General features: G+C 33.0%; 17 protein-coding genes and 1 tRNA gene. 9 read left to right on the top strand and 9 right to left on the bottom strand.

Going from position 1 to position 19,404, the window contains the following annotated elements:
• The first annotated feature begins 291 nt into the window (after positions 1-291).
• Positions 292-1,788 (top strand): C69 family dipeptidase, encoded by a 1,497-nt coding sequence (locus M997_RS07865; protein ID WP_064719560.1) that lies wholly within the window; start codon positions 292-294, stop codon positions 1,786-1,788.
• 94 nt (positions 1,789-1,882) lie between these two features.
• Here M997_RS07865 and M997_RS07870 read toward each other — a convergent pair whose 3' ends face one another.
• Positions 1,883-2,779 (bottom strand): AraC family transcriptional regulator, encoded by an 897-nt coding sequence (locus M997_RS07870; RefSeq protein ID WP_064719561.1) that lies wholly within the window; start codon positions 2,777-2,779, stop codon positions 1,883-1,885.
• A gap of 361 nt (positions 2,780-3,140) precedes the next feature.
• Between M997_RS07870 and M997_RS07875 the strand changes: the two genes are divergently transcribed.
• From M997_RS07875 to lpxL, 4 genes are all read left to right on the top strand, one after another.
• Positions 3,141-3,473 (top strand): MliC family protein, encoded by a 333-nt coding sequence (locus M997_RS07875; protein ID WP_064719562.1) that lies wholly within the window; start codon positions 3,141-3,143, stop codon positions 3,471-3,473.
• Between the two features lie 432 nt (positions 3,474-3,905).
• Positions 3,906-4,766 (top strand): alpha/beta fold hydrolase, encoded by an 861-nt coding sequence (locus M997_RS07880; RefSeq protein ID WP_064719563.1) that lies wholly within the window; start codon positions 3,906-3,908, stop codon positions 4,764-4,766.
• 453 nt (positions 4,767-5,219) lie between these two features.
• Positions 5,220-5,432 (top strand): transcription antiterminator/RNA stability regulator CspE, encoded by a 213-nt coding sequence (gene cspE / locus M997_RS07885; RefSeq protein ID WP_064719564.1) that lies wholly within the window; start codon positions 5,220-5,222, stop codon positions 5,430-5,432.
• 502 nt (positions 5,433-5,934) lie between these two features.
• On the top strand, positions 5,935-6,864 hold the full coding sequence (gene lpxL / locus M997_RS07890) for an LpxL/LpxP family Kdo(2)-lipid IV(A) lauroyl/palmitoleoyl acyltransferase (protein ID WP_064719565.1): 930 nt from the start codon (positions 5,935-5,937) through the stop codon (positions 6,862-6,864).
• Positions 6,865-7,052: 188 nt separating this feature from the next.
• On the opposite strand, the gene M997_RS07895 is transcribed toward lpxL, so the two are convergent.
• Positions 7,053-7,574, bottom strand: coding sequence for a ClbS/DfsB family four-helix bundle protein (locus tag M997_RS07895; protein ID WP_064719566.1), 522 nt, complete (start codon positions 7,572-7,574; stop codon positions 7,053-7,055).
• Positions 7,575-7,832: 258 nt separating this feature from the next.
• Here M997_RS07895 and M997_RS07900 point away from each other — a divergent pair, with 258 nt between their 5' ends.
• Positions 7,833-8,588: a methyltransferase domain-containing protein gene (locus tag M997_RS07900; protein ID WP_064719567.1), complete on the top strand. Its 756-nt coding sequence runs from the start codon at positions 7,833-7,835 to the stop codon at positions 8,586-8,588.
• A 480-nt stretch (positions 8,589-9,068) separates the two neighbouring features.
• Here the strand turns inward: M997_RS07900 and M997_RS07905 are convergent, their stop codons facing one another.
• A complete protein-coding gene (locus M997_RS07905; protein WP_064719568.1) occupies positions 9,069-9,791 on the bottom strand; it encodes a hypothetical protein in 723 nt (240 codons plus the stop codon).
• Between the two features lie 60 nt (positions 9,792-9,851).
• Positions 9,852-10,490 carry an SMI1/KNR4 family protein gene (locus M997_RS07910; RefSeq protein ID WP_064719569.1) on the bottom strand — a complete coding sequence of 213 codons (639 nt, stop codon included), beginning with the start codon at positions 10,488-10,490 and terminating at the stop codon, positions 9,852-9,854.
• Between the two features lie 670 nt (positions 10,491-11,160).
• On the opposite strand from M997_RS07910, the gene M997_RS07915 reads away from it, so the two are divergent.
• Entirely contained in the window at positions 11,161-11,481 is a 321-nt protein-coding gene (locus tag M997_RS07915; RefSeq protein WP_064719570.1) for a hypothetical protein, read from the top strand.
• Positions 11,482-12,868: 1,387 nt separating this feature from the next.
• On the opposite strand, the gene M997_RS07925 is transcribed toward M997_RS07915, so the two are convergent.
• The 3 genes from M997_RS07925 to M997_RS07935 form a co-directional block, all read right to left on the bottom strand.
• Positions 12,869-12,945 (bottom strand) — tRNA-Pro (locus M997_RS07925).
• 114 nt (positions 12,946-13,059) lie between these two features.
• Positions 13,060-14,796 carry an LPS biosynthesis-modulating metalloenzyme YejM gene (gene yejM, locus M997_RS07930; protein WP_064719572.1) on the bottom strand — a complete coding sequence of 579 codons (1,737 nt, stop codon included), beginning with the start codon at positions 14,794-14,796 and terminating at the stop codon, positions 13,060-13,062.
• A gap of 26 nt (positions 14,797-14,822) precedes the next feature.
• Positions 14,823-15,050, bottom strand: coding sequence for a YejL family protein (locus M997_RS07935; protein ID WP_064719573.1), 228 nt, complete (start codon positions 15,048-15,050; stop codon positions 14,823-14,825).
• A gap of 165 nt (positions 15,051-15,215) precedes the next feature.
• Between M997_RS07935 and yejK the strand changes: the two genes are divergently transcribed.
• Complete coding sequence (yejK, locus tag M997_RS07940) at positions 15,216-16,220, top strand: nucleoid-associated protein YejK (protein ID WP_064719574.1); 1,005 nt, start codon at positions 15,216-15,218, stop codon at positions 16,218-16,220.
• Between the two features lie 92 nt (positions 16,221-16,312).
• Here the strand turns inward: yejK and rplY are convergent, their stop codons facing one another.
• The gene (gene rplY / locus M997_RS07945) at positions 16,313-16,597 is read right to left on the bottom strand and encodes a 50S ribosomal protein L25 (protein ID WP_006537318.1); all 285 of its coding nucleotides are present in this window, start codon (positions 16,595-16,597) and stop codon (positions 16,313-16,315) included.
• Positions 16,598-16,739: 142 nt separating this feature from the next.
• Complete coding sequence (radD, locus tag M997_RS07950; RefSeq protein WP_064719575.1) at positions 16,740-18,497, bottom strand: DNA repair helicase RadD; 1,758 nt, start codon at positions 18,495-18,497, stop codon at positions 16,740-16,742.
• Between the two features lie 195 nt (positions 18,498-18,692).
• On the opposite strand from radD, the gene rsuA reads away from it, so the two are divergent.
• Entirely contained in the window at positions 18,693-19,397 is a 705-nt protein-coding gene (gene rsuA / locus M997_RS07955) for a 16S rRNA pseudouridine(516) synthase RsuA (RefSeq protein ID WP_064719576.1), read from the top strand.
• Positions 19,398-19,404 lie beyond the last annotated feature (7 nt).

The raw sequence follows: 19,404 nt of genomic DNA on the forward strand, positions 1-19,404 counted from the left end.
TTTATCATTTATCATTTATCATTTATCATTTATTAATTTAATTTAATTTAATTTAAATAATAATCAATGTATTTATATTTTATATGATTATTGCAATTAAATTTACCTGAAAAATACAGTCCAGTAAATTAGTCATTTCTTTGTTTTAATACCTAGTCATTGAGATGTTAATCACGGAAAAAGAACATTAATCATTGCTAATATCCTATGTTCTTTTAATTATCTAGTTTTTTATTTTTAGGATAATTAATTGGTGCATAAATTATAAATAACAAGCAAATGAGGCATGATATGTATTTATTTAAGAAATGTGTTATCGCATTGTCAATTAATATAGCATTAATATCTTCAGGTTTTGCCTGTACAACACTTCTTGCAGGCAGCGAAGCAACAAATGATGGTTCATTAATTATTGCTCGTAGTGCGGATAGTGATGCATTAAAAGCGCAACATTTTATTATTCATCCAGCTAAAGATAATCAAACGGGTATTTACAGCACTAGAGAACATAAGGGTGCAAATGATTTTTCCTATCCATTACCTAAAAGCTCATTACGTTATACCACTGTACCAAACTGGAAAACACAATTACATGGAGCAACGGGTTTTAATGAATTAGGTGTAGGAGTAAGTGGTACTGAATCTATTTTTGCTTCACCTAAAGCGCTGACTTTTGACCCATATGTTGAGGACACTGGGATTACTGAAGATGATATTCCAGATGTTTTACTTTCAAGAGCAAAAACAGCCCGTGAAGCTATTGAATTATTAGGTAATATAATTGAAACCCAAGGTGCAGGTGAAGGTTTTGGTGTTGCTGTTGTTGATAAAAATGAACTTTGGTATTTAGAAACAGGAACGGGGCATCATTGGATAGCGCAACGATTACCAAAAGATCAATATTTTGCTACAGGTAATCAAGGGCGCTTACAATTTTACGATGTAAAAAGTGAAGATATATTAGGCTCTAAAAATTTAGTGGAATTTGCAGTAGATAACGGGCTTTATAATCCAGCAAAAGATAGCGCTTTTAATTTTTCTAAAGCCTATACACGAGATGATGAACGAGATCGTACATATAATGATCCGCGAGTATGGATTATTCAGCAACAATTTAATCCATCTTTAAAACAAGCTGTTGATGATGGAAGAAATTTTGCACCTTTCTTAATACCAGAGAAAAAAATATCTGTTGAAGAGGCTAAGGCTATGCTTCGTAATCATTTTGAAGGGACTAAACATGATCCTTATACAAATGGATTAAATGGAAATGAAACTTGGCGGCCTATTAGTGTATTTAGAACTTATGAAGCTCATGTAATGCAAGTTCGTCCTGAATTTCCTCAAGAAATTGGCGAAGTGACTTATGTTGGTTTGGGTATGGCAGATTTAACTGCATTTGTTCCTTACTATAGTGGATTAAAAGAATATCCGGCTCATTATAGTATTGGAACAGATAAAGCAGATAGTGATTCAGTTTATTGGAAATATCGTAAATTACAAACTTTGGTTATGACTGATTATCCAACACTTGCACCTATAGTTAAAAAAGCTTATCAAGAATGGGAAGAAAAAACAGCGTTAGAACAAAAAGAGATGGAAAATAAATATTTAGCAATGATAAAAACAGATAAAGTTGGTGCAGATAAGATGCTTAATGAATTTAATTTACGAGTGATGTCTGATGCTGAAAAGCTGACAGAAAATCTGACTAATGAATTATTTACTATTCGCACTAAAGATATTCAAAGCGATATATTTTTTGCTAATAAGTCTAAAAAAGACTAATTAAAATGAGTTTATTGAATTAGAAAATAAGAATAAAAAGATCTCAATTGATGATATTGAGATCTTTTTAAGAATGAAAATATTTAATTAATCATTAAATTACAGGTATATAGTAGTTTATTTCTTGTAAATGTTTTTCACTTTGTTCAACTAATTTATCGTAACTCACTGCTTGTTTCAGCATATAGCGTTCAATATCTGGCCCTGGTCTACGTAGTAAATTCATTTTAGGAAGAACTTTGGTATATGCAGTATATATAATATCGTCATAGCCTTTCATTGAACCTAAAATTTCGGCCATTGTAAATGTAATGACTAAATAATTACCCCCAGGTAATTCCATTTTGGTCATAGAGGGGAGATTTATTGAGGGAGGTAGTTGTGCTTGATTTATCGCCGTAGTGTAAATATAAGCTGTATCATCAAGTGAACCCGCAGATGCTCTATGTATTGCATATATTTCTGATGGCACAATTTTAGTTTCACTTAAGAATTTTTCCCAGAATTCTTTTCTAAATTTCTTTTTATCTGAGTTCCATGCAGAAATATTTTTATTATAGTAATGGTTTGTACCAACTAAATTAATAGGGGATAGTGTCATTACTTCGTATTTTGCGGCTAACTCGACGCTTTCTAATGCTGGAAAAAATAGTTCACTAATATTCCAACCGGTTTTTTTTCTATATTCTGATGGTGTAATATTGAATTGTTTTTTAAAAGCACGACAAAAAGTCTGTTGTGAGTCAAACTGATATTTTAATGAAATATCTAACAGACTACTTTTGGTGATACGAAGGGCATAAGCCCCACAAGACAGACGTCGAGCAAGAATATATTTTCCTAAAGATATTCCTGTATATGCTTTAAATAAACGTTGAAAATGCCATTTTGTATAGCCTGACTTATCAGCAATGACATCTAACGATAAACGTGAGTCTAAATTTTGTTCTATCCAAATAATGATATCTTTAACAACATTTTCTTGAAGCATGAGTGTTCCTATCATTTCACTCTATCGATAAATTTCAATAAAATCGAAAAATTTATTAAGCTGCAATGAGTTTATTAGTTAGAGAAAGTAAATGATAACATATCAAATAGCGGCTGTTACTCAATATTAGGTAAAACTGCACCAAAGTAATGTAAAGTTATGTATGAAATTTGAATTAAATAAAAAATAGACTAAGGCTATTTTTATACATGAAATGTAAATGTTAAAAAATATTCCTCATATGTAATAAGATTTATTATATTTGTTTTAATAAAATACGGAGATATCTTATATTTTAATTTAAAATTAAAGTCTAACTTGAATATATAAATGAATTAACCTGTTATATTAGGAGCTGTAAATGCGTAAATTATTTTCTATCTCTGCAATTGTTTTGGTTTCATCATTATTAGCAGCACCAGCGATGGCAGCAAAAACAGATACCTATAATTGTGATGGTCAGAAAATTAAAGTTTCTTTTCCTGATGATCAAATTGCTGTGATGTATTATGGCGATGAACTAATTGTACTGAAAGAGGCTATTTCAGCTAGCGGTGCCCGTTATGTAGGTGAAAATTTTCAAATATGGACTAAAGGAAAAGATGATTTGAATTTAGCGACTATTTCAGAAGATGACGCTGTAAATGGCCGAGTAGCTGAAGATAATGGCCGCACTTGTCAATTAGTAAAATAAGTTCAATAAGTTATTATTCTAATTTCTTATAAGGCGAGCTAATCTCGCCTTTATTTTTATTTAAGAAAAATAAAGTATTATTATTTAAGAAAGTCGATGTTTTTTATAGAAATAAAGTAAATATATGTACCGACAACGTACCGACAATATAGTGTGAGAATATTTTTAGTAAATAAGCTTCAATGCTATACTTAACATTAAAGCTTATTTAGTGTATAAAAAATATAATTACTGAATATTAGATTGATTTTTTAATATACTTGGCATTCTATTTCTAAAAAATAAAATAACGTTTATTACGGTTTAATATGAAATCTTATCCTTAGCTAGTCTAATTAATTTATATTCGGCTCTTATTTGCCGATAAAAATATTGCCATATTAATACTCAATGAGTATTAATTTTTATATGAAAAAATTTTAGGCTATTACGATGACTTTTAAAAACTCAAGAAAACACAATATAACATTACCAAATAATCGAGTACTGAATTGGTATGAATCAGGGCCTGAAAAAGGAATTCCTGTACTATTTTGTACGGGAGCAGGGATGAGCGGTCTACTTGGTGTTGATGTTAATATTTTAAATGAGTTAAACATTCGATTGATTACACCAAGCCGAGCCGGTTTGGGTGACTCAACTTTTGACCCGAATAAAACATTAAAATCTTTTTCTGAAGATATTCTATTTTTGCTAAATCATCATCTTAATATTAATAAATTTAATGTTATTGGCTTTTCTCAAGGTGCAGTTTATGCAATGGCACTTTGTCAGTATGGCAATGTTAATAAGCTTGCTATTGTTGCAGGGCAAGATCAATTTGATTATCCAGCAACAAATAAACAATTGGTACCAGATGTTATTAACATGCAAAAACAAGCTATAGATTGCCCTGATCAGCTTGTTTATTGGATTAAGCAAAATATAACAGAAAGCTGGTTAATGAATTTTATTTTAAATTACAGTGCCGAAATTGATTTAGCTATTTATCAATCACCTGATTTTTTCTCTGCTTATCAGCAATGTATGAAAGAAGCATTTAAGCAGGGAAATGATGGCTATACACAAGATTTATTAAATACATTACAACCTTGGGGATTTACTCCAGAAGAAATAAAGACGTCAACAATATTGTGGTATGGCATGAAAGATACCAGTACAGTACATTCTCCAGACTTTGGTAGAACGCTATGTGAACGCTTTCCTAATGTACAACGGCATGTATACCTTGATGAAGGTGGCTCATTATTATGGACAAAAACTAAGGATATTTTAGCTCAATTTGCTGATTAAAATGTAAAGTCATAATTATTTAAATAAACAGATATCAGCATATTATAATAATAATTTTTATTGTAGGGTGCTGGTATCTATTTTTTATATTAGTAAAATTAAAATAGTATTCAGCTGATCGGTTCTAAAAGTAAAATGTGTATTTATGCTGAATATTTAGACAGTTAAGGTCAAAATGACATTGTTTTTCTTAACAAAGATCGGTAGATAAAAATAAAATAGAAAATCGTTTGCTATAAAACGAATTCTATGACTTAATAGCGACATTGGTTTGGAAGTACAGACCTATTTATGTTAGTCCAGTTTTAAGTAGTTCACCGTTTAGTGTTATCCATGTATATGATACCTCTTCGTTGCGAATTCCTTCTAATTAGTTCTAGTACCCATAAGTAAAAATCGAAATCAAACCGCAAACAAGCCCTATGGCAAACTAAATTAATTAAAGGAAATCCTATGTCTAATACAATGACTGGTACAGTAAAATGGTTTAACGATGATAAAGGTTTTGGTTTTATCACTCCTAAAGACGGCAGCAAAGATGTATTCGTTCACTTCTCTGCAATCCAGAGCGATAGCTTCAAATCACTGAAAGAAGGTCAAGAAGTTTCATTTTCTATCGAAAATGGCGCTAAAGGTCCTGCTGCAGCGAATGTAATCGTTCTGTAAGACGAAGATAATAAAACAGCTTTTTTGTTATCTCTTTATGTCTAGCTTAATAGCTAAATTCATAATTAATGTCATTAACAAAACTGTTTTAAGAACCTCACTCTGGTGAGGTTTTTTTATATCTGCTAATCCTATAATTTCCATATGCCACATATCCATTAGAAACTCTTATTAAAAATAATATAATTAAAGTTATGTAAAACTTTTAAGCTAAATAATAATTATAGGTTTATTATTTAGCTTAAAAACCATCACTGAAATTTAAGGAATATTTAAAAAATAATAAAAATCTCACAATAGGGAAATTAAGTAGGGTGAGAAGAGGCTTTTCAGTGAAAAGAAAGAAAAAAATTACTTTAAAATATAAAAACATCAGATAAATGATAAAAGTATAATTTAAAGAAAAAATAAATTTATTATTAATGATTTATCTTGGATAACTGCTGTCTAATTTAAATACAGCTTAAAGGAAGGTCTTTTAAGCTTCTAAGGGACAAAACCTGTGTACGCTAAAAATTTTTTTTCATTGCATTTACTACACCCGAAATATTTTTTAACTTGGCTTGGCGTCTTTATTCTTTTTTTATTAGTTCAATTACCTTATACATGGCTATTATTTTTAGGAAAACACTTAGGTCAATTATCTCGTTTTTTTGTAAAAAGAAGAGTTTCAATCATTAGAAGAAATTTAGAGTTATGTTTTCCTAATAAAGATAAAACAGAAATTGATAAATTGGTAATGGATAACTTATCTTCTTTGGGGATCGCATTATTTGAAACCGGTATGGCTTGGTTTTGGAGTGATCGCCGCTTAAAGAGTTTATACGATGTAAGTGGAATATCTAATTTTATTGATGCAAACGATAAAAACTTAGGTATTTTATTAATTGGTATACATTCTATGTCATTAGAGCTCGGTGGCCGTATTATGGGGCTTTGTTTCCCTGTTAATGCAATGTATCGACCTCATAATAATAAAGCGATGGAGTTTATTCAAACGAAAGCGAGATGCCGCTCTAATAAAGGAATGATTGACCGACGTAATTTGAAATTTATGGTTATGGAATTAAAAAAAGGCAAAGCGATTTGGTTTGCTCCTGACCAAGATTTTGGCTTAAAAGGTACGACGTTTTCACCATTTTTTTCTGTTGCTAAAGCTTCAACATCAAAAGGTGTTGCGATATTAGCTAAATTATCTGGTGCTCCTTCTTTAACCGTAACGCTTGTCAGAAATCAAGGGAATAATCCTAAACACTACAGCTTGATTATTGGTGCTGAAATTACGAATTACCCTTCGGAAAATATTCAGGATGATACCGATAGAATGAATCGATTGATTGAAGTTGAAATAATGAGAGCTCCCGAACAGTATTTATGGGCACATAGACGATTTAAAACCAGACCCGTAGGCGAAGCAAGTTTTTATAAATAATATAATTTAGAAAAAGTGAAAAAAAAGACCAACATAATTAAATGTTGGTCACAGTAAATACTGGAAGCAATGTGAGCAATGTCGTTGTGATAAAGTTTAGTAAAATACTCAACTATTCACAAGTTAAAGATAATCATTATCATTCGTGTTGTCAACCCTAGGATTATTATGGCTATTAATAGAGATGTCTATTTTGCCAGTTGAATATTCTTTTCTTTTACCCAGTTTCTTAGTCGACTATAGGCATTGGCATAAGGTGAAGATGTATTTAATGAAATCATTCGGCCCATAGTCCACTTACCGTACCATGCATCACCATAAAGAATATCGTTATTTTTTGATGCGATGAGTAATGTGATATTTTTCTTTGCCAGTTCTAATTTTTCAATTAATGAATTTAAATCCTCATCTTGGTAATCCTGGTAAAATTTTTGAGCAAGTAAACCAAGTTGATTCCATTTGTAACCTGTTTCAGGAAAATCAATTGGCTCACCTTTTAAATCATGCTCTAACCACTTAATCACCAATGTATTCCAGCCAATTAAATATGCAACTAAATTACATATGCTTATTTGAGTATCTTTTGTATGGCCTGGCATCGTTTTATCAACTGTTAATTCAAGTGGAATTGAATTGAGATATTTTATTAGCTTCAAGAAACTCTTATCAATAGCGAATAGAAGCGTTTCTTTTGAATTTGGTACAGCCATATTTTAATCTCCAATAAATAGACTATTTAAATAATATAATTATTTGTTGAGGTTAATAATACTTTTTACATCACAAAGAATAAAGAATATATTTAAATAATTATAGATAGTGGATATCAATACTATATTTTTCAATATATTCTTATAATAAAAAATATTATATATAGCTATATTTAAATGATTAAAGCTTGTACTTTCGTATTATTTTCAATAAGCTATAGTCAATTAAATAATAATCTCAGTAAGCTAAGGACTATTATGCAGAGTTATCACTCTTTATCTGCTCAAGTGTATCAAATAGATAAGCCGATAGGATGTAGCTTTGGTGATGTCGAATATTATCAAGAACGCCTTAAAGGAGTAGATGGGCGAATTTTAGAGCCCGCAGTCGGTACAGGACGGATCCTTATTCCTTTATTACTATCTGGTTTTGATGTTGAAGGATTTGATCTTTCCGATGATATGCTGCATTTTTGTACCGAAAATCTAGTTAGGTATGGATTTACCAAAGATCGCGTTAAAAAAGGTGATTTAACTTGTTTTGAAGTTAAATCACTTGTCGACGCTATTATTATTCCTACAGGTACATTTTTATTATTGGATAGTGAAGAAAAAGCGCGTCAGTCACTAGCTCAGTGCTTTAATGCACTCCAGTCAAATGGACGTTTACTTATTGATATCAGTCTTTCTCATCAATTTGTTCAAGGTAAATGCGATAGTCGGCAATTTAAAACGGCTGAAAATGATTTGATTACATTACAGATAATAAATGCAGAGATAGATTATATCAATCAGCTTACAATTTCTCATCATCGTTATGATAAGTGGCGCAATGGAAGTATTATTGACAGTGAATGGGAGGAATTTAAGTTGAAGTGGTTTGGAGTATCTGAATTTAAGCAATTACTTATTTCTGCGGGCTTTAGTGATATAACTATTTCTGCTGATTATCAATATCTACAAAAACCTATTAATAGCACTGAAATAATGACTTTTGAAGCATATAAAAAATAGTGATTATTCTAAAATTAATAAGATTATATTTTCATTTTATTGGTTTTTAGTATCAAATAATTACGTGCTTTCACTTAGGTTTATAAAAGTAGTAAATTAAATTAAAATTATTTTGAATAAAAAAATCCTCGCGTAAAGCGGGGGGAATGATAATATATATCAATGATTAAATACTAAACAAATAATAATATAAAAAACGTATCCATCTGTAACAAATATCGATAAAAAATAATTTAGTAAATAAAATATAGTTATTAATGAATAATGTTAACTTAAAAAACATAACATATTGTTTATATTGAGATTAAATTATAAAAATAACATCAGTTTTTATGTTGAGTGAATTAATATTTTTATAAATACTTTTGGAGTGTGGTATCAAAAAATATTCATTAGTAACCTATTTAATCATGCTATCAATAGGTGATTTTACATAATCACCTATTAATGAAAGGCTCTCACATAGTCAATAACTAATTTTCACCATTGAGTTATATCAATTTTTTTATTTGTTCCTGTTTTATTAATATAAGAATTAATATTATTACGAATGTAAGGATCTTTTTCGATAGGATACATTTCCCATGCTTTTTTTAAATAAGGCAGTAAGTTATCATTTATTTGATTAATTTTTGTTGCCGACTGAATAGCAATTAAGCTAATTCTTTGATTTGTAGAAATAATAGCATCAAAGAAAAATTCAATTTTATCTTTTAAATTAATATCATGTGATGCAGAGTAAATTGCACTTATCGCTAATTCTTGATTTTGATGAATAAAAAAGGGTTGAAAGTCTTCAACTCGGACAGCATTTAAACTTTTAAGAATATAGCCAATATGACTTAATGTATTATTATCATTGGTCTTTTTAAGGAACTGTATAAGATCATCCTTAAATAGTTTAAAATTCTCTTTTTGTGTAAGGTAAATAATAGGGATCACTATTTTTGTTTTTTCACTATAAGGAATTTTTAACTCTTTTTGAATATAAGGAATTGCTTGTTCACACGAATATTCGCTAAATACATTTAATGCTGCTTTGTACAACATTATTTCAGTTGTATTTAATTGTTTTTTTAAAAAATCCAGTGCATTTTTTGAAAGAACAGGAAGTTTTGTGAGTGAGGTTATTGCATCTATTTTTTTGTTAATATTATCTGTATTTTTAGCAATGTTAATTAACGTTTTTTCATCCCCACCCATTTTATGTCCAAACCAGCTGGTATTATAACCCAAAATAACTTCATCTAACCAACGCTCATACTATTCGATAAATGAAGTTTCATAAGAAAATGTGTAAGGTGTATTTGAATTAACCCAATGGGAAGTATATAGAATATGACCTTGATAAGGACCATTTATGACCAATAATAAATCGTATTCACAGCCACAAGTCCCTAAATAAAGGGTGCCTTGATGCACTCTATCACAAATAATATCAAATTCGTCATCACTACAATCTTCAGGTACTTCACATAATGCTGCCCATTCTGCGATATCCATATCAGGATGAAGTAAGCAAGGTTGTGCACAATTTCTTATACCATTTCTATCTATTTCTTCATCAAAAGCAGCAATGCCATAATAAGGGCCAGCACCACCATAAGTACCTGAGCCGCCATTACCAATTTGAGTAATAAAATCAATATAATCTTGAGGAAAACTACAACCTGACTGAGTTTGCAGTTGTTTCACTTTTTCAAAAGAGAGTGGAGGGTTAAGTTTATACTGATGATTATCAGCGCCAAACTCTTTAAACTCATGATCTACTTTAGCAACAAGAACTAATTTTTCACGTACGCGTTCAATAGCATTATTGGGGTGACGATTATTTATTTTTTTCAATAGCTGTTGCGGCGAATTATCCTGATTCATTTTAAAATCAGATGAAATAAAGTCCATATTTTCAAATCCTTATTGATTATGGTGTTATGTTGATAATAGAAAAGAATTACTTTTTTCTGAATTTTACGCAGCTTAGTTTTTAATATTAATTTATCTAGATTTATATCTGTTATTAAAAAATAGCTAAAAAAAGACCAACGCTAGGAGAGTTGGTCAATAAATACTAGAAGCAATGTGAGCAATGTCATTGTGAATAACCAAGTAAAACACTCAGATATTCACGAGTTAAAAAATAATCATTATCATTTATTTTGTCAACCCTGCTATAAATGTGGTTGTTTTTTTATTCATATTTATTGACAAAATAATGTTAATTTTATTGACCCTAATGTAGGTAATTTATCAATAATAACAATAAGATAATTTTGTTTTGTATTCAATTTTAGTGATTTTTCTATTGCATTCATTTTTTATTTTATAATTCCTTAAAATGTGAGAGAGTAGAGAAATTGTTTTCTTAACCATTGTTTGCTCTAGTGAATTTAGATGAAGCTAATATTGATGTTAATAGCTTTACCTCAAGGAGATTAGAGTCGCTACTATCCAGCATTAATAAGCGAGCAGTTCTCATTGTTAACAGAAGAAATAAGAGCGCATGTATTGTATGAAGTTGGTTATTAGCCATTTACAAGCGACAGTATGAGATTAATTCTCTGGCGTAAAGCCAGTGCGTATTAGCGTTTCTGAAAACAAAGCAAATAAAAATAAACAAGTAGTCATCAACTCTAAGCCTAATGCTGGATACTATATTCCTTCATCTAAATTAAAGACCCATCATGCAATTGTTGATTTTGGCGGTAAGCATGAAGCTCTTTATGTCTTTATTATTGACGTTATTGATGTCAATAATGAAGAGAAGATAGTTGAAAAAGAATGTGCAGAATGGTCGAAGTTACACCCTTTAGAAGCCGCATTATTAGAGATTGAAGAAGCAAAGAAAAGATTAGCTAATATTATAAACACTTTCAGGCTCAAGTCGCTGTATTAATAAACTCAAAGCTACACTAGAAGGGTTAGCACTGGCTGACCCTGTTAAAAATTCTCTTGTTTATAAACAGGCCAGTAAATAATTAAAACTAACGAAACAAGAAGTTAAATTTAATGACAAAGAGTTATTAAAAGCAATTTTAAGTAAACCTAATGACTATGCCAACATTGTTATTCAAAAATTAGTTAAAGAGTCTATCAAAGGTCCACTATTATTTGCTGTTACAGCTCTTCTAAGTGCTTTATGCGATTCTATTTTAAAAACTCATACTCAAAGAAGATGCTAAGAAAAAACTGCCCCCTATTCTCGAACCATGCAAAAAAGCGGGAAAAAACTGTTGAGAATAAAGTCGAAGATATAGAGAAAAAATTAGGTATTTATGGTGAGGTAAATGTCAAAGAAAAATCCAGTGGTCGTGAGTTAAAAATAATGCGGGTGGATCAATTGAATATTTAGACTAGAAAGATGCAAAAATTGACCGTGAATAAGTAGATAAAGTCAAACTATATACTGGACGATTTACTAAGTCTGATTCAAATAAGGAAATGATTGACCGGTTGGAAAAATTCTGAAAAAGGAAATTTTAGCCACAGATACTGACAAGCGGTTCTATATTCATGAAATTAGGGAGCTGGAACGTTATTGAGTATTAGGTGTACTAGACGGAGCTGAAGATAAATCAGTTTGGAATAATGCGCATATCGCAACTTTGGAAAACTATAAAATAAATGAAAGAACACAACCTCTGTATACGCCAGAAGCAATTAAAGCCTATGAAGAACAAGAATGGATAGAAAACCAATGATTGATTTAAAAAAAATGATAGAGAATGAAAGTATTAAAGATGTTTTATTGTATTTAGCTCCACTTAAGTCCTTTCCTATATTGATAATATGTTTGTTCGATATAAATTTGAAGTTATTGAAAAAGGAAAGCTATACCCAGCATATGCTAATTTATTAAAAGGGAAAATGTTTATTGAGGATGAAAAAGGACATACACATAAAGGCCCTAACTGGAAAGAACCCCAATTTATTACTCAAAAAAAATACGGTATTAAATAAAAGGATACTTATAAAGTATGTTATATACTTTGCAAGTTACCTAATTGTGCCGGCACACTGGCCTGATTAGGTGTTCTTTATATGCGATACACTCGCAGATAGATCAACGTTAATCTTGTCTTTTTCTTCCTGCGTTAGTTCAGCGAGATTATTCATTTGATAAGCTCTGTTAATGCATTTGAGGTGAATTATAGCATAGAAGTAGGACGAGAATTGAGCTTTAACTAAGGTAAATATGATGGGGGTTTTACACCAGTTTTACACCAAGCAAATTTCAGGCATAAAAAAACCAACCTTAAGTGGTTGGTTTTTCTAAGGAATTTTGGTCGGCATGATAGGATTTGAACCTACGACCCCCGACACCCCATGACGGTGCGCTACCAGGCTGCGCTACATGCCGTTTGAGCTCGTATATTACTGTTTTTCGCTGCTAAAGCAACCCTTTGAGGGTTAAGTGATGTATTTTTGTACACTCATGTCGAATGCTATATTTGATATGAGTACACGAATAATACTATCTCTCAATAAAACGTTTTTGCTCAGCTAGCACTTGTAACAGTAATCCTAAATCTGGTTTTTCCGATGCTATTTCTTTACCTGATTTATCGAATAGGGCGTATCTGCCGTTTTTATCTATTAATAAAGTGTTGTCTTGTAAGAAAACGACAAACGTTTCATCATCACCGGTGAAAATCCAAGGGTGATGACGGCTACTTGCAAACAGATCTTCACCTTGTGAGTAATTCTCTGCGGGGCTAATAACGTGCAGCACATGTTTCATCAAGGTTGTCATAATATCTTGATGACTGGTCATTTTATCAATCTGCTGAGGTGTCATATCAGGCCAATGAACAATCAGTGGTACTTGTGATTGCGCTAAATTAAAAGTGTCTTTATTACTAAGCCATTGGTTGTGTTGTTTTTTATCATCATCTTGATGATAATTTGATGTAACCACCACAACCGTATTATCTAAAACATTATTTTCTTGTAATGTTGTAAATATGCTCTCTAGCTGGCTATTTAATTGCGCTTGCTGAGTTGTCTTGTTGGTGTAGCCATTAATCTGCAAAAACGAGAACCAAGGTGAGGTCTTATTCTCTTTTATTAACCAATTACGCCAATTACTAATGGTTGCGTCGTTATTATCACTAGGTGTTGAAGGAATAGAAAAGTCAGATAATACCGCTTGTTTAAATAGAGGCGTTTGGAATCCATTGGTAGAAAATAGTGCTAATTGATAGTTGCGATAATTCAATGCATCAAACAGTGCAGAGTTTTTTCGGCTACTTAAAACACTGTCTAAATAAGACGGTGATATGCCATAAAATAGACCAAATAATGCTGTATCGTTATCAATACCAGATGAATAATGGCGAGAGAACGAAAGATTATTATTAGCAAATTGTTGCAAACTCGGTAATTGAGCGGCTTCTTCATTCCCTAAGCCATCAATCACAACAATCAGTAAATTATAAGAATAGGCATCTTTATAGTAAACCAATGGTGCCAGTGGGTAAGTAATGCTTTGAGCCGTCGGATTACCTTCACTGATTAAGCGTTGCTCATACTCAGATTGATTGATAAAACCGTGGCGCTCAAGAAATTTTCGGGCTGTCATCGGATATGACAATGGTAAATTAGCGCGTTGCATGGTGATAGGGCGATAGAAATTAGCATCAGCCCAAATAGACATCGAGTGCGATAAAATAAAGCAGGAGATAAATACACCCGCTAAAGGCTTGCCCCATCGTTGTCGATTTAAACTGCGTAGTTTTTGCCAGCTCCAAGTAGCAAATAGCATCTCAACAAGAAAAATAATAGGGATCGCAATAAAGATAAGCTGCCATTCACGCGCCATTTCGCCTTCATTTGGATTGATCACTAAATCCCAGACGAGTTGAGTAAGATGAAGCTGAAATTGTTGGTAAACAGCAATATCAAAGAGAAGAATAGTCAATCCTGCACTGGCTAAAGCACAAGAGACAACTCTAAGAAGCCGTTGTGATACCACCACAAAAGTCAGTGGAAAAAGAATAAGGATATAGATGGCAAAGACGATAAAACTAAAATGCCCCATCCAACTTATAATGGCATAAAGGCGACCTGCAAATGTACCTGGCCAGTCTGAAATAAACAGGTAACGGCTCCCAAGCAATAAGCTTAGAATAATATTGAATAGCGCAAACCAGTGTCCCCAACTAATCATTTGGGATACTTTTTCACGATAGGACTGATGTCTCGTTACCATGTCTATAAATAGTTTTTCTATGTTTATTAGTGAATTTTGCCTTCATCAATTGAAGCACGCAAAGCGTGAACAAAAGAATCTGCAATTAACATTCGTTGAGCAGGGGCAATACTTGTATTGATTAAGTTTGTCACCATGTTCCCCAGCACCATCAAAGAAAGATCTGTAGGAGTATGATGTTTTTCAAGAACGCTGACAAGTTCTGCTAATAATTGCTCGACTTGCTCATCACTATAACGGGATTGTTGTGGCATAAAATCTGAATTCCTACTAAATGAATAAAACGCTATATGTTACCGCAAGGACAGCAATTTTTCTGCTATTTAAAAAAATTAATTTTCTATCGGTTTTTCCTTGCCTGTAATAGATGGGAATGTTTGAATACGCGCACGAAAGGTTTGGGATAAAGGAGGGCGTCCATGAGTCTAGATATTAATCAATTAGTCTTACATCAGCTAATAAAGCGAGACGAGCAGACATTAGAAGTTGTGCTACGTGATTCACTATTAGAAATTCAACCTGTTGTTCAGGAAATGATAGAAGAGTTACATCGCGTTTATAGTGCTAAAACAAAAGCTTATGGCTTATTTAATGAAGAGAGTGAACTTGCTGAAGCTTTACGGTTGCAACGTAAAGGCGAAGAAGACTTTTTAGGCTTTTCACGAGCGGCAACAGTACGATTAAAAGACGAACTTGCTAAATACCCTTTTGCAGAGGGCGGAACCGTTCTATTTTGCCACTATCGCTATTTAGCGGTCGATTACTTATTAATCGCGGTACTTAATAGCTGTAATAGTATGTGGGTGAACGATAGCCTTGATGTTTCATCTACTCGCTATCTTGATATTCCTCATGCAGACATTATTGCTCGTATCGATTTAACTGAATGGGAAACAGCGCCTGACTCATTGCGTTACTTAACTTTCTTAAAAGGTCGAGTAGGACGTAAAGTCTCAGATTTCTTTATGGATTTCTTAGGTGCTCAAGAAGGCTTAAACGCAAAAACTCAAAATAAAGGCTTATTACAAGCCGTTGATGATTTTTGTGAAGCGTCTGAAATGAATAAGCAAGAGCGACAAACTTGCCGCGAACAAGTATACAGCTATTGTAATGAACAATTACAATCAGGTGAAGAAATTGCATTAAATGAATTAGCTCAAGAACTGCCAGCCATTGGCGATCAAAACTTCGCTCAGTTTACTGAAGATAAAGGCTATGAACTCGCAGAAACATTTCCCGCTGATCGCAGTACATTACGCCAGTTAATGAAATATGCAGGTAGCGGCGGTGGAATGACAATTAATTTTGATGCGAAATTATTAGGTGAACGAATTTTTTGGGATCCCGCAACAGATACGTTAACGATTAAAGGCACTCCGCCTAATTTACGTGATCAGTTACAGCGCAGAGCATCAGAAAAGTAATCGAAAAAATCATTGAAAGCTAGAAACAAATAACGCCACAAAAGTGGCGTTATATGCTCGGCGTCCCGAAATAAAGCTCGAAGGGTGGCTAATTAAGCGCGCAGGAAGTCAATATGAGTAATTTTTGGCTTATACTCATGACGTTGCACTGCTTTAACTTTAACTTTAGTTTCTTTGCCATCGATAACCAGGTTAACGAAATCACTGTAGAACTCAGATTTGTGTTCTTGGTTGATAACTTCGTTGTGATCTAAATCGATAGCGATTGGCTCTTCATTTCCGCCATAAACGATAGCAGGAAAACGGTTAGCCACACGCAGGCGGCGGCTCGCACCCTTTCCCTGCTCTTTACGTACAGTTGCATTAATAGTTAACATCTTTTTTCTCTTTAAAAAAGAAATAAAGTACATACTTGTTACAGGCGACCCAGCAACAAGCTCGATATTTGGTTTATCTAAAAATAGATAAAGCGGGCGCATTTTAACGAAAAAGCGGCCTGACAGCAAATATAAATCCATATTAATACAAGGTATCTGCTTTTCGGTAGCGCCCAACGTAGTCAAATATTTTGTTTCGTATCTGCCAAAACTCACCTTTTTTATGAGCAACAATAAAATCAGGGTGACGTAACAAGCTAAATTGTTTGATGATATCGTCAGCATTGTGCCAAATAAAAGGTACCGCAGGGGCGCGTTGATGTTGGCGAAGAAATTTTAATTCAAATACTTTTCGTTGTGCTGGGGTTGTTAAGCGAAAGCGCTCAGAAACGGAGGTGCCATCTTCATCATAGTAATTAATTTTTAACCATTCGCCTTTATTATCGTTTCCATGAGTAAATTGCATCCCACCACAACGCAGCACTAGCGCTCCTTTAAGTTTTAGTGCAGCTTTAAGCATATCATCAGGGTCAACTAAAATTTCATCACAGTGAACACAACGCCGTGCTGCAATGTCATTTTCTTCATTACAGTGTGGGCAGAGTTTAAAACGAAAGCGAAACTGGCATTGTTGTTTTTGGCCATTGTTATCGAACTCCCAACCTTGGCAGCGTCGTCCATAGTGTTCGATAATATCGCCATCACTATCCACTATTCCCCAAAAGGTATTGGCAAACTGACAAATAGGGCAAAATACTTGTACTGGTTTACTATTGGAATTGGGCTTTTTGCTACCAACTTCAGGAAAATAAAGATCATGAGGATTACCCGCATAATCTAAAATAAGACATTCAGTTTTTCCTGCAAATAATCTTAATCCACGGCCTACTATTTGTTGATAAAGACTAACAGATTCGGTAGGGCGTAATATCGCAATTAAATCTACATGTGGTGCATCAAATCCGGTAGTTAATACCGCGACATTGACCATATAACGTAATTGTTGCTGTTTAAAATGTAAAATAAGCGCATCACGTTCTTGAGATGGTGTCTGCGCACTGACTAAAGCAGCTTCATTTTTAGGCAGTAATGAAAGAATTTCTTTTGCATGTTCAACGGTGGCTGCAAAGATCATTACTCCACGGCATTTTTTGCTGTATTCAATAATTTGATCGACAATATGAGGTGTGATCCGTTTTTGTTTTTTTATTTCGCGGTTAAGATCTTTCTCATTAAATATACCATTTTGACTGGTTCTTACTTTGCTAAAATCATATTGCAAAATAGGCATATCTAAACGAACAGGGGGAACTAAAAAGTGATTACTAATCATATAACGTAAAGGTAATTCATAAATGCAATCACGGAAAAAGCAATTTTCATCGCCTCTAATCATGCCATGATAATGATATTGATAAATCCAACCACTAGGTAAACGATAAGGTGTTGCAGTAAGTCCTAATATACGTAATTGAGGATTAACAGATTGCAATTGTTTAATAACTTGCTGATATTGACTATCTTCAGAAAGGCTAATGCGATGACATTCATCAATAATCAATAACGAAAACTTTTCACTAAATCGAGCGAGATTACGCGCGACTGATTGCACACTGCCAAATACAACTTTTCCGCTACTCTCTTTTTGTTGTAATCCAGCAGCATAAATATCTGCCGATAGACCGTAAGCTTCATATTTGCTATGGTTCTGTTCTACTAATTCTTTTACGTGTGCCAAAACTAATACGCGTCCACGGGCTTTTTTTGCCAGTTCAGCAATGACCAAACTTTTTCCTGCCCCAGTTGGTAATACAATCAGAGCGGGTGTTTGGTGTTGACGAAAATAAGAGATTGTCGCGTTAACTGCGTCGAGTTGATAAGGTCTGAGTGTAAAAGCCATAACCGTGTATAAAGAAGTAAAACAGGCATTTAGCCTAGCATTTTTTTATGGCAAGTGCGAATGAATACGCTGTATTTAAACACAGTAATTTTGTGGGTAGTTCATTGGTAAATTAATTAGTTGTTTTATTGTTAATATTCATTTTTAATAGATACCTCATATCAGATGGTATTCTTCCATTTTTCAGAGAAATTCATGCGATTAGATAAATTTTTAGCCCAGCAATTGGGAATTAGCCGTAATTTGGTTGCTCGTGAACTTAGATCAGGGCTAGTAACAATTGATGGTGATGTAGTTAAGTCTGGTTCAACTAAAATTACACCAGAGCAAAACGTAGCCTATAACGGTAAAGCACTGACACAAATTTTAGGCCCACGCTACTTTATGTTGAATAAGCCGGTGGGTTATGTGTGCTCTACGGATGATCCAGTTAATCCAACAATTCTTTATTTTATCGATGAACCACTGGCGCATAAGTTACATGCAGCGGGGCGTTTAGATATTGATACCACAGGGCTTGTTTTATTAACGGATAACGGGCAATGGTCACATCGTATTACTGCACCAAAACATCATTGTGAAAAAACCTATCTTGTTACTCTTGAAGAACCTATTGGGGATAATGTTGCTGAACAATTCCAAAAAGGTGTGCAATTAAATGGTGAAAAAGAGCTGACAAGACCCGCAACACTAGAAATCATTACGCCAACTGAAGTGAAGTTGACGATTAGTGAAGGCAAGTACCATCAAGTCAAACGCATGTTTGCGGCTGTTGGTAATCATGTCTGTGGTTTACATCGCGAGCGTATAGGGGATATCACATTAGACGAAACTTTGGCTGAAGGTGAGTACCGCCTATTAACTGAAGAAGAAATCAGTAGCATCCATATACCTCAGTAATAATTGT

This window comes from Proteus hauseri ATCC 700826 (genome assembly GCF_001654965.1).
GTDB lineage: Bacteria > Pseudomonadota > Gammaproteobacteria > Enterobacterales > Enterobacteriaceae > Proteus > Proteus hauseri.